Raw genomic sequence first — 23077 nt, 5'->3', positions numbered from 1 at the left:
GAAAGTATGACGAGCGCCTTTTTTACCAAATGGTTTGATAACCAGCTCTTACCCTCTTTGTCAGAGCCACATCTTATTGTAATGGATAATGCCAGCTTCCATCCTAAAGCGAAATTGGATAAGCTTGCCATAGCCAAGGGACATTATTTTCTTCCATTACCTCCCTATTCTCCTGAACTTAACCCGATTGAACAATATTGGGCTACTCTCAAAAACAAGGTTCGGAATCTACTCAGAGCTGGAAAGTCTGTATATGAAAGTTTAGAATACTGTTTATAAACTAAACGACTATACTAGGCAAGGAGCTGCAGGCTGTACTAAGGTACGGCAAAGCGAGTGAACGAAATAATAAAAGATAAACCAAAAGACTATAGGAGAAAAAATAAGGCCAGCACAGCTAGCATTTGCAACAAAAAAATGTTGAAGTATCAACATTTTACAAGTCCGACAAGTCCCACCTGTGAATTGTCAGACACTGCTTTCAATCGGCAGTTCTCTAACGATTGATACAAGGCAAACTACTCATACTATAAAAACATATACTTTCTAACAATCAGCCTCTCCCAGAGTTTTAGCTCACCTTGCTGAACTTCTGTTCTACCCTCGATTTCGTCGCATAGTCATGTATTGATTGTTATAAAATAGTAATGAGGTCGGTACTGTTGTTCCAACCTCATTATCTGTTAGGCAATCCGTCCTGAGGGAATCGAACCCCCATCTCAAGAACCGGAATCTTACGTGATATCCATTACACTAAGGACGGCAAGAGAAAGGGAGTGGGACTCAACTGTCATTTCGAAAAAATTGATGTTCCTCACTCCTTTATTTCTTGGTTGACTAGGCTCGTAGATTATTGGTGTAACACCCTTTTACAAACCAGACAACTACTACAACAAGCTGTTAAATCTATACAACTTACTAAGAGCAACTCTTTTTATCTCAATCTCAAATCTGATTTTGACAGAGTAGCAATCTATTACAATTCAATATCGCCGAAAAGGTCAGCCATAGAGAATCCAGTTTGAGTTTCTGGAAGTTCAAAATCACGTTTTTCTTGACGTTTTGGACGACGTGGACGTGATTCACGTTTTTCAACTTTCTCTTCACCCTCAGCTTGAGCTGGGCGCTCTTCCAAAGCTTTGATAGAAAGGGATACACGCTCATCAGCAGCATTTACTTCAAGAACTTTGACCGTTACATCTTGACCAACTGTAAGTGCTTCTTTTGGATTTTCAACACGTTTGTGTGAAATTTGTGAGATGTGTACAAGTCCATCAATACCTGGCAATACTTCTACGAAAGCACCAAAGTCAGTCAAACGTTTTACTTTACCTTCAATTACGTCACCAGTAGCTAATTTTTGCTCAACACCATCCCATGGTCCAGGCGTTGTAGCTTTCAATGAAAGGGACACACGACCTTCTTCTTCGTCAATCGCAAGAACTTTCACTTCAACTTCTTCACCAACTGTTACAACTGATTTAGGTGATACGTTGCGTTCATGTGACAATTCAGTCAAGTGAACAAGTCCATCCACACCACCAAGGTCAATAAAAGCACCGAAACTTGTGATTCGCGCAACTTTACCTGTTACGTTTTCACCAACAGTTAATTTGCTGAATACTTCTTGACGAGCAGCAGCAGCCACTTCTTCTACTACGTCACGACGTGACAAGATGAAGCGGTTTTCTGCTGGGTCAACTTCTTTGATTTTCGCTTCAAACTCTTGGCCTACAAAACGTTCAGTATTACGAGTAAAGCGAGTATCAATCATTGAAGCTGGGATGAATCCACGCAAACCTTCAAATTCAACTGAAAGTCCACCTTTTACTGCACGAGTTGCCTTAACAGTAACGACTTCATCTTCACGTCCAACAAGTTTGTCCCATGCTTTGCGTGCCTCTAAACGTTTTTTAGATACAAGATAGGTAACAGTGTCTGTATCTTTACCAACTACTTGGCGAAGTACAAGCAATTCAAGCGTTTCACCAACTTTAACAAGTTCGTTGATGTCAGCTTCACGGTCGTTTGTCAACTCACGAAGAGTTAAAACACCCTCAACACCAGTTCCAGAAATAGCTACATTAGCTTGACCAGCATCAACTGTCAATACTTCTGCAGTTACCACATCACCAGGTGCAACTTCGCTTACACTGTTCAACAAATCTTCAAATTCGTTCATTATAAAAAAACCTCCGACAATCAAGTCTCTCGACTCAACATAAAATATATTTTATTAAGGCACACGCAAGGACTAACAAAAGAGTATCTTTGACGAATTAGGAACCGTTCCTAATACCTTGACTGGGGTAGCTGGATTCGAACCAACGCATGAGGGAGTCAAAGTCCCTTGCCTTACCGCTTGGCTATACCCCAAGATTTTTTCTCCAGAAATGCTCACCGCTCTTAAGCTGAACACCGACGAAACGCTAGGTGATGATACATCACTGGGCAATTTCCTATTCTCGTACGGACTTTTTTAGGCTCTTAATATCCTAAATGGAGAGAGAGGGATTCGAACCCCCGAACCCGAAGGAGCGGATTTACAGTCCGCCGCGTTTAGCCTCTTCGCTATCTCTCCTCAACACTAACAGTCCTTATTCTATCATAAAATAGTCACTATTACAAGAGATTAATGGTGCAAATTGTAATTTTCAATGACATTCCCGACAGCTTTTTCGAGCTTTTTATAAAAGCTCTCTGTATTTCCATTTTTCATGACGGCAAAATGATTCTCTGCTAGTTCTGCAATCTCACCAATAACCTTTTTTCCAATAGTTAGAGTGTAGCCTGGAAACTTCTCTCCATTGACTTGTACACTGCCCTCTTCTAGTTGAATTTCAATTTTTTTATCTTTTTTACTCATTATCAAACCTCACTTTTCCCATTTTACACGAAAAGAATAGAGCTTGCAAGTGCAAGCTCTAATTTTCATCTACTTTTACAATCCAACCTTCTGGTGCTTCAATATCACCAAATTGGATACCTGTTAATTCGTCATATAATCTACGTGTGACAGGTCCAACTTCTGTTTCACTGTAGAATACATAGAAATCATCATCGTGCTGTACACCACCTATTGGGGAGATGACTGCTGCTGTGCCACAGGCTCCTGCCTCAATAAAGTCTGACAATTCTTCCACAAAGATTTCTCTCTCAACAGCTTTCATCCCCAAACGATGCTCCGCCAAATAGAGCAACGAATATTTCGTAATTGATGGCAAAATGGACGGACTAATGGGGGTTACAAATTCATTGTTTTTGGTAATCCCAAAGAAATTGGCAGATCCAACTTCTTCAATCTTGGTATGGGTTGCTGGGTCAAGATAAATCACATCAGAAAAGCCTTTTTTCTTAGCATATTGACCTGGTAAGAGTGAAGCTGCATAATTTCCACCGACCTTGGCTGCACCTGTTCCATGAGGAGCTGCGCGGTCATACTTGTCTTGGATGAGAAAATGAGTCGGAGCAAGTCCACCTTTGAAATAATTCCCAACAGGCATGGCAAAGACTGTAAAGATGTACTCCTCTGCTGGTTTGACACCGATAATATCTCCAATTCCAATTAAAAGCGGACGAAGGTAAAGGCTGCCTCCTGTTCCATAAGGCGGAACGTATTCGCTATTAACGCGCGCTACTGCTTTACAGGCTTCAACAAACATCTCTGTCGGTACCTGCGGCATCAGGAGACGATCAGCGGTCCGTTGCAGACGCTCAGCATTCTGGTCAGGACGAAAAAGCTGGATAGAACCATCCTTGGTCCGATAGGCTTTTAAGCCCTCAAAGGCTTGTTGTCCGTAGTGGAGGGCCGGTGAGGATTCAGATATATGGAGGGTCGCATCTTCTGTCAGGCCACCTTCATTCCATTTTCCGTCTGTGTAAGTTGCTAAGTAACGATAAGGCAATTTCATATAGGAAAATCCAAGATTTTCCCAGTCAAGTGATACAGTCATAGACTTCTCCTTTTTCAGTATGTACTTATCATTGTACACCTTTTTTTCATATTTTCAAGTATTATTTTTCAATTTTCAGATAATTTAATGATAGAAAAAAACCAGCACAAGGCTGATTTTTACATCAGGTAAGCATCGTTGACTTCTTCATCTGAAATCGTGTCAGAAAGAAAGCTACCATTGCTAGTACGTTCTGAGAAAGAAAGCTCTGCAAGGTTTACCTCGTATACTTGACCAGAAGCTGAGATTACTTTCAAAAATTGGCTCTCATCTAGACCCTCACCTTGGTGGAACAAGTCCAAATCAATCGCTTCACCTTGGACTATTCCTGAGATAAAGACACGGTGTGGCTTCGTTTTTAATTCACGTAAAATCTGCAAGCCGCGGTTAGCACGACTGGTTGCTGGAATTTCGTCCACTGCTACTTTTTTCAGTGCACCTCTTTGAGTCAAAACATAGAATGCCTTGCTTGAAACTAGAAAGGCTGCAGCTACTGTGTCATTCCCTTTTAAATTAATAGCCTTGACACCAGCCGCCTTTGCACCAACGACTGGCACCTCTTCACCATTAAAGCGAAGAGCGTAGCCCATCTTCGTAATAATCATGACATCTTCTAGCTGAACAGGCACAACCAAGACAACTTGATCCTCATCATTTTTCAATTTAGCAAACTTGAGTGACTTAGACTTATAGGTCCGCCAAGGTCTAAATTCGCTGCGCTCAACACGTTTAATTTGCCCCATTTTCGTTGCCGCCAGATAGACACCTGTATCAATATTTTCTACCAACTCCGCATAGATGACTTCTTCTCTTACTTCAAAGTTGGAAATTGTCTGACTGAGATGTTCACCAATTTCTTTCCATTTGATATCGGATAATTCATGGACAGGCCGATAAATAACATTCCCTAGATTGGTGAAAATTAAAAGCTGCTGGGTGGTCTTGGCTGCACTCATAAAAATCAGGCGATCATCGTCACGCTTGCCAATTTCATCCACTGTTGAAGCTGCAAACGACCGTGGACTGGTGCGCTTGATATATCCTGCTTTCGTAATGCTGATGTAAGTTTCTTCTTCAACCACTAGACTAGCTGTATCAATTTCAATGGTTTTGGCTGTATCTTGCAATTCACTGAGGCGCGGATTACCAAATTTCTTTTTCACATCACGTAACTCTTTTTTCATGAGATTGTACATCGTACGCTCATCCCCAATAATCGCTGCCAGGTAGGCAATTTTATCACGGAGTTCTGCCTCTTCTTCCTCCAGAACCACGACGTCCGTATTAGTCAAACGGTAGAGTTGCAGGGTCACGATAGCTTCTGCTTGTTCTTCGGTAAAGTCATAGCTGACCTTGAGGTTTTCCTTAGCATCTGTTTTATTTTCACTGGCCCGAATCAGCGCGATGACCTCATCCAAAATCGAAATCACTCGAATCAAGCCCTCGACAATGTGGAGGCGCTTTTCAGCCTTTGCCTTATCAAAGCGACTACGAGCTAAGATGACCTCTTTGCGGTGGGCAATGTAGCTAGTCAAAATCGGCACAATTCCGACTTGACGTGGAGTGAAGTTATCAATTGCTACCATATTGAAATTATAATTTATCTGTAAATCAGTGTATTTAAACAGGTAATTCAAAATCAACTCACGATTGGCATCTTTTTTGAGCTCAATGGCGATTCGCAGACCAGTCCGATCTGACTCATCACGGACTTCAGCAATCCCTGCTACCTTGCTATTAACCCGCACATCATCAATCTTTTTAACCAGAACAGACTTATTGATTTCATAAGGAATTTCTGTGACAACAATCTGTTCCTTGCCACCTTTTAATTGCTCTATTTCAGTTTTAGAGCGTACAACCACACGCCCTTTTCCTGTTTCATAGGCTTTCTTAATTTCATCGCGTCCTTGGATAATAGCTCCTGTCGGGAAATCTGGCCCTGGTAAAAATTCCATGAGCTTATCCACCTTGGCCGTTGGATGGTCAATCATGTAAATAACGGCATCGATGACCTCTGAGAGATTGTGGGGCGGAATATCGGTTGCATATCCTGCTGAAATCCCTGTCGCCCCATTCACTAAGAGATTTGGAAAGGCTGCAGGTAAGACAGTTGGCTCTTTTTCCGTATCGTCAAAGTTCCAGGCAAAAGGAACGGTTTTCTTGTCGATATCCTCAAGTAGGAAGCCTGCCATTTCAGACAGGCGCGCCTCGGTATACCGCATCGCCGCAGGTGGGTCACCGTCCATGGAACCGTTGTTCCCGTGCATTTCCACCAAAATCTCACGATTTTTCCAGTCTTGGCTCATGCGGACCATGGCATCATAAATAGACGAATCACCATGCGGGTGGAAATTCCCCATGATATTTCCGACAGACTTGGCAGACTTGCGATACCCCTTATCATGCGTATTGCCATCTTTATTCATGGAATAAAGAATCCGCCGTTGTACCGGCTTCAATCCGTCACGAATGTCGGGCAAGGCCCGCTCTTGAATGATGTATTTGGAGTAGCGCCCAAAACGCTCTCCCATGATGTCCTCTAAGGACATGTTTTGAATGTTTGACATAAATTAAGATACAAAGGGACAATTCGGCTCGCCGAAAAATTCCGTAAGAAAATAGAAAATCGACCGACGATGATAGACATCTAGGGAGATTTATCTTTTTCACTAGGAATTTAGTCCCGTGTTCAGTTAGAAAGGCTAACAGAACATTCCTTTCTTCGTTTCTTGTCGAAAAATTACTCTTTCTTTTTTACTTTTTTGATAATCGCCTTAAGTAGTGGGGACAGAAGCGATCTCCTGCAGAGTTCCATTCCTAAGTAGGAAGCATTCCGTCTTCCAACTTCCCTAAAGATAGTAACAAAGTTAGTGGCTTCTTTCACTACAGCGGCGATTATCCATTTTGGGCTCGCTCACGCTTACCTGCATGCCGTAGTAGAATATTAATGCTCAACCAGAACCCTGGAGGATGAATCTTCTCTTTTCGTACCTTACTCCAGACAGCCTTATTTTCCCAGCCAAATCTCTGTTTAATAACTTTTCTATTGATGTTGCAAAAAACATCAACTGATGCCTAACGGCAAATATATTTTTCTTATGAATTTTTGCTCCATTGCAAAGCACTCCGTTAAAACGCGCCACTTTCTTCCAAGGTAAAGATGACATTATCTTCAATCCATTTACGGCGAGGTTCGACCTTATCTCCCATAAGAACCGATACGCGGCGTTCTGCCCGAGCCAGGTCTTCAATGGTCACGCGAATCAAGGTGCGAGTAGCTGGATTCATGGTCGTTTCCCAAAGTTGGTCTGCATTCATCTCGCCCAGCCCTTTATAGCGCTGCAACATTGCTCCCTTACCAAAGTCTTTACGGAGTTGCTCCAGTTCGTTATCTGTCCAAGCATAGGCAATCTTTTCCTGTTTACCCTTGCCCTTACTCATCTTATAAAGGGGAGGAAGAGCAATATAGACCTTACCAGCCTCTACTAGCGGGCGCATGTAGCGATAAAAGAAAGTTAAGAGAAGCGTCTGAATATGGGCTCCGTCTGTATCCGCATCGGTCATGATGATAATCTTATCGTAATTCGCATCTTCTAAATTAAAGTCCGAACCGACACCTGCACCGATCGTATAAATCATTGTATTGATTTCTTCGTTTTTCAGAATATCTGCCATTTTTGCCTTGGCAGTATTGATGACCTTTCCTCTTAGGGGCAAAATCGCTTGGAATTTGCGGTCCCGTCCTTGCTTAGCAGAACCACCAGCCGAATCTCCCTCGACCAGATAGAGTTCATTTTTAGCAGCATTCTTGGACTGGGCAGGGGTTAATTTCCCTGATAGGAGCCCCTTGTCTTTCTTATTTTTCTTCCCATTACGACTTTCATCACGAGCCTTGCGTGCTGCCTCTCTCGCATCTCTGGCACGAATGGCCTTGCGGATGAGATTAGAAGCCAGTTCGCCATTTTCCAAAAGAAAGAACGTCAACTTGTCAGAGACAATGCTATCAACTGCTGGACGAGCCAGAGGACTGCCGAGTTTGTCCTTGGTCTGACCCTCAAATTGCAAATGCTCCTCAGGCACCAAGATAGATAGGACAGCAGCTAACCCCTCGCGGTAATCAGAACCCTCCAAGTTTTTATCCTTTTCTTTAAGCAGTCCTGTCTTTCTAGCATAGTCATTCATGGCCTTGGTGATGGCTGTTTTAAGACCTGTTTCGTGGGTACCGCCGTCCTTGGTGCGGACATTATTGACAAAGGAGAGGATGTTATCTGAATAGCCGTCATTGTACTGAAGCGCTACTTCTACTTGGAATCCTCCCTCTTCACCGTCAAAATACAGCACAGGGGTCAAGGTTTCCTTGTCCTCATTCAGATAGCTAACAAAGTCCTGTACGCCATTTTCGTAGTGGAATTGGCTTTCTTCACCTGTCCTCTCGTCTGTTAGTGTCAAGGTCACCTGTTTCAAAAGAAAGGCTGACTCATTCAAACGTTCCGCAATGGTATTGTACTTGAAATCGATCGTTGAAAAAATGGTGCTGTCTGGCATGAAACGAACCTTGGTTCCTGATTTCGACTTGGGAGCTGTACCAACTTTCTCAAGACTTATTACAGGTTTTCCACCATTTTCAAAACGCTGACGGTAAATCGCTCCGTCACGGGTAATCTCTACTTCTAACCAGCTGGAAAGAGCATTGACGACAGAAGAACCTACCCCGTGCAAACCGCCTGAAGTCTTGTAGCCACCTTGACCAAATTTTCCTCCAGCATGAAGTACTGTGAAAATGACTTCTACTGTTGGAATTCCCATCGCATGCATGCCAACTGGCATTCCCCGTCCATGGTCTGCGACACTGATACTCCCGTCTTTATGAATCGTGACATCAATCTTGTCACCGAATCCTGACAAGGCTTCATCGACCGCATTGTCCACGATTTCCCAAACCAAGTGATGCAGTCCAGCTCCATCGGTTGATCCAATATACATGCCGGGACGTTTTCGAACCGCATCCAGTCCTTCTAAGACCTGAATCGCATCGTCATTGTAATTGTTAATATTGATTTCCTTTTTTACCACAAGGAACCTCCTGTGTTGTTCATCCTTACTATATTACAAGTTTTTTGCTATTTTTGCAAATGATGGTTGTTATCAACTCCCCCAACACCACCTATAAGGGTCATAAAAGACGACAAAGCTATCACTTTACTTGTTCCTTATTGGATTCTCAAAAAGATAAGGTTGACACAAGCGTACTAAAATCTCCGACAATGTCTAGCAGGGCTGCAAAGAGTATAATTTTATTGCACATTTATATATTTTCAGCGATTACAAGTTGTTTCCACTTTATTGATACGGAAGAGGTAGGGAAAAACCCAGATGTTCTTGCTTTAACTAGCTCTAAAGGCATAACATGCGAGAAATAGACGGTTGCGGAGCAAACGCTCCCTAGGAGGTAGGCTGAAAAACTCCACTGGGGCTTTTCACTCGTCGTATTTCCTATTTTTACCGTAACTGTTGTAGGCTATGCCTGTTTTACAGATGCGGAGGCCGGGTACATTCGCTTTTTACACCCCTCGTATCTTGAGTAATTGAACACAGCCTACGAGCTGCGTAAAAAAGAAACGCAACTGTTGCAACTTTAGTTGTTTACAGGTGTGGTTACCTTTAGGTATAGGTTTCCTGGAGTATACAGACTCTGCGTCAACCTCCTATTTTTATCTTGCTCGCTTTACGGCTTTTGTATCTTGTAATTGAACACGCCCTAAACTCTGCGCGAAAAAGAGACGAAGCCGTTGCGAGGTTTACTTGCTTACGGATACTTTTAGGAAGTAGGCTGAAAACCTCCACTGGAGCTTTTCACTCGTCAAATTTCCTATTTTCGCTTTGAGTTTTTAACGGGCTTTGTATCTTGATGTAACTGAACTCGGGCTAAAAGCTCGGAAAAAAGATAAATACTCCTAGAAGCAGAAGCTTCCTCGTCGTATTTCCTATTTTTCATTCGCTTTTTACACGCCCTTGTATCTTGATGTAATTGAACACAGGCTACAACGCTCTGGCAAAACAGTCAAAAAATGACTACAAAAATCACAAGATAAATGATTGTTCCTAGCGGTAGCTAGCTGGCTCCTCCCTGCATTTCATTTGTGACGAGCCTAACTATCTTCGCAGGGGTCTCACGACGAAGTTACTTGCAACTTCTGTTCGGCCGCCTATTTTGTCTAGGAGTTGCTTCAACAGTCTAAGGATAGACTGTTGGAGGTTGGAGATAAAACGAGTATCACTCGTGTCAAACGCTCTCGTATCTTGATTTCCGCTGTCACATTTCCCCCAGCCTATTTTATTCTACAAAATAGGTTCTTGTGCGATTTCATGGTATAATAAGGATATGATGAAAACAATGATACTTTTATTGATTGCTTATTTATTGGGATCTATCCCGTCTGGTTTGTGGATTGGTCAGATATGTTTCCATAAAAATATTCGTGAATACGGGTCAGGAAATATCGGAACAACCAATACCTTTCGTGTTCTAGGAAAACAAGCTGGCATTGCGGTCTTTGCTTTAGACTTTCTAAAGGGTACCTTAGCTGTTCTCCTACCCATATGGTTACATGCTGATACCATTTCTCCTATCGTCTTTGGGCTAGTTGCTGTATTGGGACATACCTTTCCTATCTTTGCTCAATTCAAAGGAGGCAAGGCTGTTGCAACGTCAGCAGGTATGCTGATGGGATTTGCACCGCTCTTTTGTATCTATCTGATACTCGTTTTTATAGTTACACTGTATCTAACTTCCATGGTGTCACTATCAAGTGTCATAGGATCCATCTTCGGCATGGTTGGAGCCCTTCTTTTTCCAAGTATGGGATTGCTCATTCACGATTATGACCTTGTCTTTATCCCAATCATCCTCTTCTTAGGTTCTTTCGTCATTGTGCGCCATAAGGAAAACATTGAGCGGATTCTAAAAAAAGAGGAGAATTTAGTCCCTTGGGGCTTAAATCTGACAAAGCAACATCAAAAAAACTAGAGAATATTTCCCTAGTTTTTTATGATTATAGCCGTTTCGTTTATTTTTAGTACTAGGCAACGAGTCACAGGTAGTACTGGAGTACAGCAAGACGAGTGAACGAAGTAATAAAAATATAAACGAAATGACGATATCCTACTTCGATATAGGCTATTATAGTCTTTTAGTACTAGGAAACGAGCTGCAGGCTGTACTAGAGTACGGCAAGGAGAGAATGAAGTAATAAAAGATAAACGAAATGACGATATCATTACTCACTGCTCATCGTCTTGCACACTCAATCAACAGTATCATCTGGCTAGCTTTCACCTTTAAGAATTTTGGACCTTTCTTTGGGGATAAAGATAACAAAGCCATCTCCTCGAAAGCAAAACTGAAGTTCAACAAGACGAGATAAGGATGTAAATTGCATAACGTAACTAGCATAAAAGATAAACAAAAGTAGCTATATTGACTTAAATAGCCTCATAGACAATCTTACCATCACAAATGGTATAGCAGATTTGTCCCTTTAGTTCTTCACCGATAAAGGGCGAATTGCTGGCTTTGGACTGAAAGATAGGGGCGACTGTTCTCTTCTCATCTGGAGCAAAAATCGTAATGTCTGCTGGACCATTTTCTGCTAAATAACCCGCATCAAACTGATAAAGTTGAGCAGGATTGACGGTCATTTTTTCCAAGAGCTCCATCAAGGTCAAATGTCCTGCTGCTACCAGATAGGTCAAGCCGAGCGACAACGAGGTTTCAAGACCTGTCATGCCAGACGGTGCCTGAGTAATATCTTCGACATTTTTTTCGTCTTGATGATGAGGGGCATGATCTGTGGCAATAATAGAAATAACTCCTGATTTCAAGCCCTCAATAACAGCCAGGCGGTCTGACTCTAAGCGTAAAGGAGGATTCATCTTTGCATTACTACCTTGGGTCAACAGCAGATTTTCTGTCTTAGAAAAATGCTGCGGTGCTACTTCTGCTGTAACTTGAGCACCTAATTGCTGAGCAAACTCAACTACTCTGACACTTTCTTCCTTTGATAAATGCTGGATATGAACAGGAGCCTTGGTCGCATAGGCAATCATGACATCACGCGCTACCATGCTGTATTCAGCTACACCTGTTGCTCCACAAATATGAAAATGCTTACGCGCAATTTCTTCATTAAGACCCAAAGTACCATTTAATTCAGGATCTTCTTCGTGGAGACTAATAAAAGTACCTAATGTTTGAGCTTTCTCCATAGCCTCACGCACAACGCGAGAGCTCGTCAAAGGGATACCGTCATCTGAAAAACCAACTGCTCCTGCTGCCAGTAAATGCTCAAAATCCGTCAGATGTTGTCCATCAAAATTCTCTGTAATAGTTGCGACAGAGTGGACATGAATGGCTTCACGTTCAGCTGATGCCAAGACTTCTTCTAAGGTTTCAACTGTCGAAATAGTCGGATTGGTATTCGCCATCATGACCACTCGTGTAAAGCCCCCAGCCGCTGCTGCCAAGGCTCCCGTATGAATGTCTTCCTTATGGGTCTGACCTGGTTCTCTAAAATGCACATGAATATCAATGAAACCAGGTGCAACAACCAAACCGGTCGCATCAATTACTCGATCAGCTACTACCTCAATCGTTTCTGCGATTTGCACAATTTTTTTGCCCTCAACCAACACATCGCAAATCTGCTCAAAGCCTGTTTTGGGATCCATGACCCGCCCATTTTTGATCAGTAACATCTCTACTCCTTTATCCTATCCATAAAAATCCACTTGACTATCCACTAACTGCTCACCCTCATAGCTAAACTTAGCTGAAAAGAAAGGTCTGCTCTCCAATAACCACGAAACAAAGGTATGGTCCCCCTCCCAGGTCGGCTTTGAAAGAACCTCCTCGTAAGGCACCCATTCAAGCGTTCCCTCTTCGCACTCACTCAGCTCTCCCTCAAACTCTGTCGCCGTAAAGACATAAGTATACCAGTCATGGTTTGGGGTAAAATTAGGAAAGGTGATAATGCCTTTTAAAACTGGCCTTGCTCGTAAACCAGTTTCCTCAAAAATTTCCCGCACGGCACATTCCTGCGGTGTTTCACCTGCTTCTAGCTTGCCACCCACACCAATCCATTTACCAGCATGAACATCATCTTTCTTCTTATTGCGGTGCAAGAGGAGCAATTCTCTTCCGTTATCAAGATAACAAATCGTTGCTAATTTTACCATTTTTCCTCCTACAACAGCCAGTTAATCGGCTCCAAGTCCCTATTTTCTAAAAATTGATTGGTCCGTGAGAAAGGTCTACTACCAAAAAAACCACGATAGGCTGACAAGGGACTTGGATGAGCTGACTCAATCACTAAATGGTGAGAGTTGGTCACTAAAGCCTTTTTCTTTCGGGCATAGGAACCCCATAGAATAAAGACAACAGGACTTTCTTTGCTATTCACCACCTTGATAACAGCATCTGTAAAAGGCTCCCAGATTTGACCTGCATGACCATTGGCCTGTCCAGCAGGAACAGTCAAGCTGGCATTCAGGAGCAAGACACCTTGTTCTGCCCAAGTTGTCAAATCATGTTGCTCTTTTTGACCTACATCATCTGCTAATTCTTTCAGGATATTCTGTAAGGACGGCGGGGCCGGTAGGTCATTTGGAACAGAGAAACTCAAGCCCTGTGCCTGCTTGGGACCATGATAAGGGTCCTGACCTAGAATAACGACTTTTACATCTTCGAGAGCCGTTGTCTGAATGGCATTGAAGACCTTTTCCCTCGGAGGATAAACGACACTCTGTCCATACACATAGTCCAAAAATTGATTGATTTTCCCGAAGTATCCCTGCGGGAGTTGCTCTTTTATCAAATCATGCCAAGCTGAATGTTTCATCTGCACCCTCTTTCTTACTCTTCCTCAGGATAACTCAATCCCCATTCCTTGCGCAACTCTGTCATCATCTGCATCACATCGTAGCTATAATTTAGATACATCTCTTGCTCGATACCTGCTACTGCACGTTCCATATCAAGTACTTCATAGCGTAGGGCTTCGCTCGTATCACCAACTTCAAGAACTTCTTGATGTCCATCTTCCGTGTAAGTAATCACAGCTCGTTGCCCTCTCGGATAATCATAGATTTTAATATATCCCCTCTCATAGGCCAGCATGCCCCGTTTGGGCTGTTTTGCATGGAGGGTAAGGCTAACCGTTGCCATCTCCCCTTCTTCATTGGTTAGCAAGATACCAACTTGTTCATCCACACCTGTAGGGGCCAAACGGACCTGTGAGACAATCTGACGAGGACAAGAGGACATAAACCATCTCACAAAAGATAAGGCATATACCCCAATATCTAAGAGAGCACCACCTGCTAAGTTACGATTAAAAAATCGATTGGTCATATCGTAGTCTTTATAACTCCCAAAGTTCATCTGAAGCATTTTAAGTGGTCCAAGACTACCCGATGCTAGAATCTCGTTCAACTTACGATACAGCGGCATGTGATAGATAGTCATAGCTTCTGCCAATACGACACCGTTCTCCTCAGCAAGCTGCATCGCTTCTTCTAACTCAGCACTATTTAAGGTAATAGACTTTTCACATAGCACGTGCTTCCCAGCTACTAGCGCTTTACGAAGAAAATCAATATGGGTATTATGGGGTGTTGAAATATAGATAATATCGACTTCTTCATCTGCAAAGACCTCATCTACTTCACGATAAACTTTTTCAATTCCATATCGCTCTGCAAAGGCCAGTCCTTTTTCATAGGTCCGATTCGCGACCGAGTAAAGGTTTCCTCCCAATCCTTGCAAAGCCTGGGCGAGTTCATTTGCAATTACACCAGTCCCCAATGTTGCCCATTTCCATTTTACTTTAGTCATTTTATCCTCCCCTTTCACAGTTCTACTTCTTTTGTTCCTTCCTTATCACATAACCTTGTCAAGCCAAGGCTAGACAGCAATAAGATTTGCGGGAAAAATTGCAGTAAATAACGAGTTTTTCCACCTTCAAAAATCATGAGAAACAAAAGACCACCAAAAATCGCTAGACTTAAAAAATTGATTGTATCGTCTGGACGATAGCGCCACACAGCTATCACTAAACCAAGTACTGCCACCAACCATATAAACTGTTTAACTACTTGATAGTACTGATAATAATCCCCCTCATATTCAATAATTGATTGCCGTATCGCTTCTGCAACCCTATTTTCTTTTGTATACTTATATAACGGAGATACGAGGGGCGTTTTCTCATTCTCCGGTTTTCGATAAATCCAGTTGAGAGAACCATCATATAACGTCATAGCAAGCTTGTACTTGAGGTGTTGTACAAATGTCACAGCCGTATAATTCCTGAGTCGGCGCTTAATCTCTTTGATTTCATTTTCTTTCGCAAACATGCCATTATTGTAATCGCTCCGTTTTTCAGAATCTATATAGTTGAGGAGACCCGCTTTCATGTCTTCTTGATCCGTTCCTGAATAGGTCAAACCAAGATTGATAAAAGTCGTTAAGCCCTTTGCCAATGTCTCGTCGTGGATAATCTTGACTTCTTGCTGGTGACGAATGACATAAGTCAGACCTGCAAAGATAAAACCAAAACTACAGACCAATATCGCCATATAATGGACGAATCGCTGCCATCCCTCTTTTAGAAAAAGAAGCATGGTAAAAGCAATCACAATGACCAGCGCAGTAGGACGGAAAATACTTGCGATCGCAGTCAACAAACCGAGCGCACACAAACGTTGAGTGGCGTTGCGCTCTTCTTTTAACAGGGCAACCATCAGATACAACTGACCCGCCAGAAAAGGAAGCGATGTGATATCTGTATAGGTTTGAATGACATAAGGTGAAAAACCAAGTAGTAACAAATAAAGGGTAAAGAGACTATCTGCCACCCGCTGGCTAAAAAAATCACGACCAGTTCGATAAAGAATATAAGCAGTCCCGTTTATATAGAACACTCCCAATACTTGTAGGACCCACAGAGCCTCAAAGCCAAATAAATGGTAGAGCGCTCTAGCATACAAGAACATAGGGAGATTATTCGGATTGCGCGTCAGATAGTTGGAAATCGACTGTCCATCCAGTAGCCTTAATGCTCCTGTAATCACAACTGCTGCATCCCGTCTAACCAACAAGTTGGCTGATAAAATGACAAGCACCTGAAAGACAAGGGCTAAGCCTAGCAAGTATCTCTTGTGTGCCATTGCATAACAGTAGAGTCTATGGACGGCGTTTTTTTTCCACATCACCAAGAGAACCAAGAGGGCAAGACCATAAAGAAATAGGCTTGGAAAACTCCATAATTCCTGGACAACAACGACTAGCCAAAAAAGTGTTATCAACCACATCAATTTCTGAAGACAATTAAAAAATAGATGATACATGCTATTTATTATACCACTTTAGGCATCAGATTTCTATTGCTACAAAAAAAGAGGGGAAATACTTGATTATCTGCTATCCCCTCTCTTTCCTCATAAGCTGGATGAATCCTGCCAGGTCTCTTGGTTTTCTTTAAATTTCTTCAATAAGGTCAAGCCATCAGCATTGATATAACCTTGAACCTTAGCGACTTTAATGAGTTCACTATAATTGGATAAGGTTACCAATTTGACGGAAGCTTGCTCAAAATTAGCTGTTGCCTTTGGTAATTCATAGGTAAAAATAGCTACCACACCGAGAACATCGGCTCCCTCACGTTTTGCAGCTGCTACAGCATCAAGCACTGATCCACCGGTCGAAATCAAGTCTTCAATCACGACCATTTTTTGCCCCTTAATAATGCGACCCTCTACCTGATTACCTGCCCCATGCTCTTTGGGTTTGCTACGGATATAAGCAAAAGGCAAATTCATACGATCAGCAATAATTGCACCATGAGGAATACCTGCAGTTGCGGTTCCTGCAATAACTTCCACTTCTGGGAATGATTCCTTAATCTTCTCTACGAACCCGGCTTCAATCAAGCTCCTAGTATCTGGATAAGATAGGGTAATACGATTGTCCGTATAAATCGGTGATTTAATCCCTGATGCCCATGTAAATGGTGCTTCTGGCTGTAAATACACTGCCTTAATATCGAGCAGGTGTGCTGCAATTTCTCTTGATAATGTCATCTGTTACTCCTTTTAGGTTTTATACTGATGGTTGCCCATTCTAGTCTTTGCATTTTCTAAACATCCCCATATCCTAACTGATACTTGGGCTAAAAGCTCGGAAAAAAACACTTTTGCAAAGGTTAGTTGCTTACGGATACCTCTAGGAAATAGGCTGAAAACCTCCACTGGAGCTTTTCACTCGTCAAATTTCCTATTTTTGCTATGGCAGTTGCGAACTATGCTCGCTTACGGATACGGCTACCTTTAGGTATAAGTTTCCTAGAGTCTATAGCCTCTGCGTCAACCTCCTATTTTTGCTGTGCTCACTTTACGTCCTTTGTATCTTATGTAATTGAACACGGACTAAGAGCTGGGGAAAAAAGAGAAGCCTTTGCTAGACGATACGTCTTCGCAAAGCTCCCTATTTTTACTGTGCTCTTTGCGTCCTTATTTTTACTTTGCTCTTTGCGTCCTTTGTATCTTATTGTTCCATTCTTTATAGATAGTTCGGTAGGATTCTACGGGATTTGCTGCCTGTGTGATGGGGCGTCCCACAACGATATAATCACTTCCAAGTCGGTAAGCATCAGCTGGGCTAACCACCCGCTTTTGATCTCCTACTGCCGTCCCTTGCGGGCGAATGCCTGGGGTTAAGCAGATAAAGTCATCAGCTGTCACTCCTTTAATAGCCGATGCTTCTTGGGCCGAGCAGACCACACCATCCAGCCCAGCTTCATGCGTTTTTTGAGCATAGTGTAATACTGAATCTTTCAAACTGCCTTGAATGTTTTGGTATTGCCTCATCTGCTCTTCAGATGTTGAGGTTAGCTGGGTCACAGCAATGAGCTTCGCTCCATCACCCAAGCCATGTTTGGCTGCTTTCATCATCTCAACACCGCCTGCAGCATGAACATTCGTCATATCTACCCCAGACTTTGCTAAGACCCGCATAGCCGACTCCACTGTATTGGGAATATCATGCAATTTCAGATCTAGAAAGATACTATGCCCTAAGTTCTTGATATAGGTTAGTATCTCAGGACCTACTGCATAGTACAACTCCATGCCCACCTTAACATATAAGCGTTCATCGCTGGGAAAAAGGCCTAAAAAAGCTTTCACCTGCTCAAAACTTGGAAAATCAAGGGCAATGACTGGTCGTTCTTCTCTCATTTTTCTTCCTCTCTACAAAAATAACCTTGCCTAACTAGTCAAGGTTGCACGAAAAGAAGGGCAAGACCCTACTTTTGTCATGAACACCTTTCTAGCCTCTCTGGACTGAGTTAAAGGGGTAATCCATTATTCCAATTTTCTTACCCTTATTCTACTAATTTATCTGACGATTGTCAACCATTATCCTGCTAAGAATCCTTTCCAATGTTGTTAAGATGTTCACCAGCATCGCCTTACTGTACGATAATACAAGCCTATAGCTAGCCTCTTCGTTTATTTTCTTCAATATAAATGCTCGCTCTGGTAAGGCAACTGTTTGAATACATCATTTGTTGTAATCACTCTGTGTAGTCTTATCTGTTTTTACGATACAGTCTTTTAGTTTGCTTTTAGTATAGCCGTTTCATTTATTTTTAGTACTAGGCAACGAGTCGCAGGTAGTACTGGAGTACAGCAAGACGGGTGAACGAAGTAATAAAAGATAAAACTAAATGACTATTACTAGGCAAGGAGCTGCAGGCTGTACTGGAGTACGGCAAAGTGAGTGAACGCAGTAATAAAAGATAAACGAAACGACTATAATAGGCTATTATTTTCTTTTATTAGACAATGTAAAACGGTAGTAATCGTCATTTCCGAAATCAGGATAACCCTATTGCTAAGGACGCAATTTTTGACGAATATCCCAACGCAGCTCTTCCAAGCTTGCTATCCCATATTTATCCAGTTCCTTTGGCAAGTCTTCTATAATACTTGGACAAGTAAATGGATCTGTAAAATTGGCAGTCCCGACACCAATAGCCGAAGCCCCTGCAATCATCATCTCAATCGCCCTTTCTACTGAATCAACTCCGCCCATACCAATGATTGGCAGATCTGTCGCCTGTGCTACCTGCCGGATCAGTTTCAGTGCAACTGGAAACACTGCAGGACCTGATAATCCACCTGTGCCATTTGCGATAATTGGATTGCGATTTTTCAGATTGAACCGCATCCCTACCAACGTATTGATCATGGTTAAGCCACTTGCTCCCGCATCTTCTGCCGCCTTGGCCAGCAAGGTAATATCTGCCACACTCGGTGTCAATTTGACATAGACAGGAACACTTGAAGCCCTAACTGCTGCTCGTACCACCCCATAGGCCAATTCCGGAATCTGACCAATCAAGAGACCGTGATTGCCATGATCTACATTTGGACAGGAAATATTGAGTTCTATGGCCTTGACATTTTTAGCCTGGGAGATTTTTCCTGCAACATAAGCGTATTCTACATCTGAAAAGCCTGCAACATTGGCAATAATCGGTAGGTCAGGAAAATGCTTTTCTAACCAAGGCAATTTTTCAGCTAAGACTACTTCTACACCTGGATTTTGCAATCCAATAGCATTTAGCATTCCAGATGGTGTTTCAGCAACTCGAGGTGTGGGATTACCAAAACGTGGATACTGGGTTGTCGCCTTAATCATAATCGCTCCCAGTTGATTCAAATCAAAATACTCTGCATACTCTTGCCCAAAGCCAAAGCAACCTGAGGCTGGAATAATAGGGTTTTTCAAGTCAAGCCCCGGTAGGGAAATGCGTAAGCGATTCTCTATCATCTCCTGCTCCTTTCTCATAAGTTTAGACTACCTGTTGCAAAGACAGGTCCCTCCTTACAGACACGTTTGTTTTCATGTTCTTGCCCCTCTTTAGGACGAACCACGCAGGCATAGCAGGCACCCATTCCGCACGCCATGCGAGCTTCCAGTGATAGGTAAGCATGCGGATGCTCCTCAAACTGCTTGTCCACATACGCCATCATGGCAGGCGCTCCGCAGGCATAAACTGCATCAAAGGATTCAGATAAGCCATCAACTACTGCAGAAACATAGCCCTGTTGACCGTAACTACCATTATCAGTTGTCACAAAAACCTCACCATAACGCTGCAATTCCTCTTCTAAGATGACCGCATGTCGGTCTGCAAAGCCAATTACAGAAACCACCTTAATCCCTTGTATATATGCCTGTTTTGCCAGTTCTACCAGAGGAGGCACACCGATTCCACCACCGATGACAAGGATGGTCTGACCTGCCTCTAAATGCTCAAGGGGAAAGCCATTACCGAGCGGCCCCATGACATCGATTCGATCTCCTACCTGCATCTTAGAAAAAATAGCTGTCCCCTGACCCTCTATACGGTAAATCAAACGAACCTCATTCTTTTCAACATTTATCTCAGAAATAGAAATCGGTCTGCGCAACGTCATGGACTTGTCTGGCACTTTCAGATGCAGGAATTGTCCCGGCCTCATCTCTGCCACCATCTGTCCTTTCAGAATCAATGAAAAGATATTCGGAGCTAAGCAATCTTGGCGGACAACGGTCATCATTTCTTTTAAAATCATGTTTCCTCCTACAAAAAAATAACCCTGCCTCAGGCAAAGTTACACGAAAAGAATGAGCCATCTGCAATTCTAATTCTAACAGCACATCTGTGAAATCACACAGGCTGCATAGTCTGAAATCGCTAGTCTCTTATATCTGTATTCGCCTTCTTTGCCTCTCTGGACTCAATTAAAGGTTCTATTACTGTGCATTATACATTTTTCGTCTTTTTTTGTCAAATCATGGTACAATAGAACGATGAGAATCCAACAATTACACTACATCATTAAAATCGCTGAAACCGGTAGCATGAACGAAGCCGCCAAACAATTATTCATCACCCAGCCTAGCCTATCTAATGCTGTCCGTGACTTAGAAAAAGAAATGGGCATCGAGATTTTCTACCGCAATCCCAAGGGTATTACCCTCACAAGAGATGGACTTGAATTTCTCTCCTATGCCCGTCAAGTGGTTGAGCAAACGGAACTCTTAGAAGAACGTTATAAAAATCCAGGGGGCAAACGCCAACTCTTTAGCGTGTCTTCTCAGCACTATGCCTTTGTAGTCAATGCCTTTGTTTCCCTCCTGAAAGAAACCGATATGGAAGATTATGAACTCTTCTTACGGGAAACGCGGACCTGGGAAATTATCGATGATGTCAAGAATTTCCGTTCTGAAATCGGTGTTCTCTTCCTCAACAGCTTTAACCGCGATATCCTACTCAAGATGCTGGATGACCATCGTTTAAGCCACACTCATCTCTTTAAAGCCAAACCCCATATCTTTATCAGCAAGACCAATCCTCTGGCTCAAAAATCGCTCATTACCTTAGAAGATGTGGCTGATTTTCCTTATCTGAGCTACGAGCAAGGTATTCACAACTCTTTCTACTTCGCTGAAGAAATTCTCTCGCAAGAACACCACAAAAAGTCTATTGTTGTGTCTGACCGTGCAACCCTCTTCAACCTCCTAATCGGGCTTAATGGCTACACTATTGCTACGGGAATTTTGAACTCCAACCTCAATGGAGACAATATTGTTTCCATCCCCCTTGATTACGATGATGATATCGAGCTGGTCTATATCCAACACGAGAAGACTATCCTCTCTCAAATGGGCGAAAAATTCATCCAGTATCTGCTCGAAGAAGTGAAATTTGATACTCCCTTATCCGACTGAACTCAGTTCAATATAAGCTATTAAACATAATGAAAGCGTATCGCAGGAAAAAATGAAAATAATTCCGTCATTTTTCTAGAAAACGCTTCCATTATGTTTTTATTTATGCTATAATAATTCTATCATATATATAAGGAGTGATCTATTTTGGTACAAAATAAATTAGTAGCAATGATTCTTGCTGGCGGACGTGGAACTCGCTTGGAAGGGTTAACCAAAAAGGTTGCAAAACCTGCGGTTGCATTCGGTGGAAAATATCGTATTATCGACTTTCCGCTTAGTAACTGTGCAAACTCAGGGATTGACATTGTTGGTGTTTTGACCCAGTACGAGCCTGTCCTCCTCAACTCTTATGTTGCCCAATCACAACGTTGGGGCTTGGATGTGCAAGGTTCTGGTGTCTTTGTGCTTCCTCCTAGTGAAAAAATCGAAGGATTCGGGCTTTATAAGGGAACAGCTGATGCCATTACCCAAAATATTGACTTCGTAGACCTTCACGACCCAGAATATGTTCTCATCTTATCCGGTGACCACATCTACAAGATGAACTATGATAAATTGCTAGATACTCATATCCAAAATGAGGCAGATGCAACCATTGCCGTTATCGAAGTACCGATGAAAGAAGCCTCTCGCTTTGGGATCATGAATACCAATAGTGAGTATCGCATTGAAGAATTTGAAGAAAAACCAGCCAAACCAAAGAGCAATCTGGCTTCTATGGGAATCTACATCTTCACCTGGAAAACCTTGCGGAAATATCTCCTTGAAGATGACAAACTCGACACCTCATCCCATGACTTTGGACACGACATTATTCCAAAATACCTAGCAGACGGCAAACGCCTCTATGCTCATCCATTCCGTGGCTACTGGAAAGATGTAGGTACTGTCAATAGCCTTTGGGAATCTAATATGGACTTGATTGATCACGCTGATGATTTAGATCTCTCTGATTCATCTTGGAGAATCTACTCAGAAGATTCTGGATCTCCAGCCCAAGTCATCGGTAGCAATGCGACCGTCCGTAGTGCGTATATTGACAAGGGAGCGATTATTGAGGGAAATGTCGACCACTCTGTTATCTCTACCGATGTAGTGGTCAACCAAGGCGCTTCTGTAAAAAACTCTGTCCTCCTTCCAGGAGCCGTCATCGGAGACAATGTTCAATTAAACTATGTCATCGTTGCAGAAAATGTGAAGATTGCAGAAGGAGTAAAACTCTCAGGTACTGCTGACTCTATTGTCTTAATTGATAAAAACGTAAGCAAGTAAGAAAGGA

18 protein-coding genes and 3 tRNA genes are annotated in these 23077 nt (G+C 42.5%); 4 read left to right on the top strand and 17 right to left on the bottom strand.

Annotation, left to right across the window (positions count from 1 at the left end; genetic code table 11):
* Window positions 1-279: transposase (locus E4T79_RS01710; protein ID WP_194183755.1), on the top strand; the 279-nt coding region annotated here is incomplete at its 5' end.
* A 412-nt stretch (window positions 280-691) separates the two neighbouring features.
* Here the strand turns inward: E4T79_RS01710 and E4T79_RS01705 are convergent.
* From E4T79_RS01705 to parE, 8 genes are all read right to left on the bottom strand, one after another.
* A tRNA-Arg gene (locus E4T79_RS01705) sits at window positions 692-763 on the bottom strand.
* 213 nt (window positions 764-976) lie between these two features.
* Window positions 977-2182: a 30S ribosomal protein S1 gene (gene rpsA / locus E4T79_RS01700; RefSeq protein ID WP_135027020.1), complete on the bottom strand. Its 1206-nt coding sequence runs from the start codon at window positions 2180-2182 to the stop codon at window positions 977-979.
* Between the two features lie 122 nt (window positions 2183-2304).
* Window positions 2305-2376 (bottom strand) — tRNA-Gln (locus E4T79_RS01695).
* Between the two features lie 124 nt (window positions 2377-2500).
* Window positions 2501-2581: transfer RNA gene (locus E4T79_RS01690), tRNA-Tyr, on the bottom strand.
* A 51-nt stretch (window positions 2582-2632) separates the two neighbouring features.
* A complete protein-coding gene (locus E4T79_RS01685) occupies window positions 2633-2866 on the bottom strand; it encodes a DUF2969 domain-containing protein (RefSeq protein WP_135027018.1) in 234 nt (77 codons plus the stop codon).
* Window positions 2867-2924: 58 nt separating this feature from the next.
* A complete protein-coding gene (locus E4T79_RS01680) occupies window positions 2925-3971 on the bottom strand; it encodes a branched-chain amino acid aminotransferase (protein WP_280643151.1) in 1047 nt (348 codons plus the stop codon).
* Window positions 3972-4072: 101 nt separating this feature from the next.
* Window positions 4073-6523: a DNA topoisomerase IV subunit A gene (parC, locus tag E4T79_RS01675; protein ID WP_135027014.1), complete on the bottom strand. Its 2451-nt coding sequence runs from the start codon at window positions 6521-6523 to the stop codon at window positions 4073-4075.
* A gap of 562 nt (window positions 6524-7085) precedes the next feature.
* The gene (gene parE, locus E4T79_RS01670) at window positions 7086-9029 is read right to left on the bottom strand and encodes a DNA topoisomerase IV subunit B (RefSeq protein ID WP_135027012.1); all 1944 of its coding nucleotides are present in this window, start codon (window positions 9027-9029) and stop codon (window positions 7086-7088) included.
* 1309 nt (window positions 9030-10338) lie between these two features.
* Between parE and plsY the strand changes: the two genes are divergently transcribed.
* Window positions 10339-10983 (top strand): glycerol-3-phosphate 1-O-acyltransferase PlsY, encoded by a 645-nt coding sequence (gene plsY, locus E4T79_RS01665; protein ID WP_135027010.1) that lies wholly within the window; start codon window positions 10339-10341, stop codon window positions 10981-10983.
* A 455-nt stretch (window positions 10984-11438) separates the two neighbouring features.
* On the opposite strand, the gene E4T79_RS01660 is transcribed toward plsY, so the two are convergent.
* The 9 genes from E4T79_RS01660 to E4T79_RS01620 form a co-directional block, all read right to left on the bottom strand.
* Window positions 11439-12710, bottom strand: coding sequence for a dihydroorotase (locus E4T79_RS01660; RefSeq protein WP_135026990.1), 1272 nt, complete (start codon window positions 12708-12710; stop codon window positions 11439-11441).
* A gap of 15 nt (window positions 12711-12725) precedes the next feature.
* A complete protein-coding gene (locus E4T79_RS01655; protein ID WP_135026989.1) occupies window positions 12726-13190 on the bottom strand; it encodes an 8-oxo-dGTP diphosphatase in 465 nt (154 codons plus the stop codon).
* A gap of 8 nt (window positions 13191-13198) precedes the next feature.
* The gene (locus E4T79_RS01650; RefSeq protein ID WP_135026988.1) at window positions 13199-13852 is read right to left on the bottom strand and encodes a uracil-DNA glycosylase; all 654 of its coding nucleotides are present in this window, start codon (window positions 13850-13852) and stop codon (window positions 13199-13201) included.
* A gap of 14 nt (window positions 13853-13866) precedes the next feature.
* Window positions 13867-14847: a Gfo/Idh/MocA family oxidoreductase gene (locus tag E4T79_RS01645; protein WP_135026987.1), complete on the bottom strand. Its 981-nt coding sequence runs from the start codon at window positions 14845-14847 to the stop codon at window positions 13867-13869.
* A gap of 14 nt (window positions 14848-14861) precedes the next feature.
* Entirely contained in the window at window positions 14862-16361 is a 1500-nt protein-coding gene (locus E4T79_RS01640) for a glycosyltransferase family 39 protein (RefSeq protein WP_228063755.1), read from the bottom strand.
* Window positions 16362-16451: 90 nt separating this feature from the next.
* The gene (gene pyrE, locus E4T79_RS01635; protein WP_135026985.1) at window positions 16452-17093 is read right to left on the bottom strand and encodes an orotate phosphoribosyltransferase; all 642 of its coding nucleotides are present in this window, start codon (window positions 17091-17093) and stop codon (window positions 16452-16454) included.
* Between the two features lie 435 nt (window positions 17094-17528).
* Window positions 17529-18248, bottom strand: coding sequence for an orotidine-5'-phosphate decarboxylase (gene pyrF, locus E4T79_RS01630; protein WP_135026984.1), 720 nt, complete (start codon window positions 18246-18248; stop codon window positions 17529-17531).
* Between the two features lie 658 nt (window positions 18249-18906).
* Window positions 18907-19848 carry a dihydroorotate dehydrogenase gene (locus E4T79_RS01625; RefSeq protein ID WP_135026983.1) on the bottom strand — a complete coding sequence of 314 codons (942 nt, stop codon included), beginning with the start codon at window positions 19846-19848 and terminating at the stop codon, window positions 18907-18909.
* Between the two features lie 14 nt (window positions 19849-19862).
* On the bottom strand, window positions 19863-20636 hold the full coding sequence (locus E4T79_RS01620) for a dihydroorotate dehydrogenase electron transfer subunit (RefSeq protein ID WP_135026982.1): 774 nt from the start codon (window positions 20634-20636) through the stop codon (window positions 19863-19865).
* Window positions 20637-20874: 238 nt separating this feature from the next.
* Here E4T79_RS01620 and E4T79_RS01615 point away from each other — a divergent pair, with 238 nt between their 5' ends.
* Both E4T79_RS01615 and E4T79_RS01610 read left to right on the top strand, forming a co-directional pair.
* The gene (locus tag E4T79_RS01615; protein ID WP_135026981.1) at window positions 20875-21795 is read left to right on the top strand and encodes a LysR family transcriptional regulator; all 921 of its coding nucleotides are present in this window, start codon (window positions 20875-20877) and stop codon (window positions 21793-21795) included.
* A gap of 147 nt (window positions 21796-21942) precedes the next feature.
* Window positions 21943-23070 carry a glucose-1-phosphate adenylyltransferase gene (locus tag E4T79_RS01610; RefSeq protein WP_135026980.1) on the top strand — a complete coding sequence of 376 codons (1128 nt, stop codon included), beginning with the start codon at window positions 21943-21945 and terminating at the stop codon, window positions 23068-23070.
* Window positions 23071-23077 lie beyond the last annotated feature (7 nt).

It is taken from the genome of Streptococcus sp. LYSM12, from assembly GCF_004569635.1.
Taxonomy (GTDB): Bacteria; Bacillota; Bacilli; order Lactobacillales; family Streptococcaceae; genus Streptococcus.
Note: the sequence above shows the minus strand (reverse complement) of the source record. Positions and strands in the feature narration are given on the sequence as shown.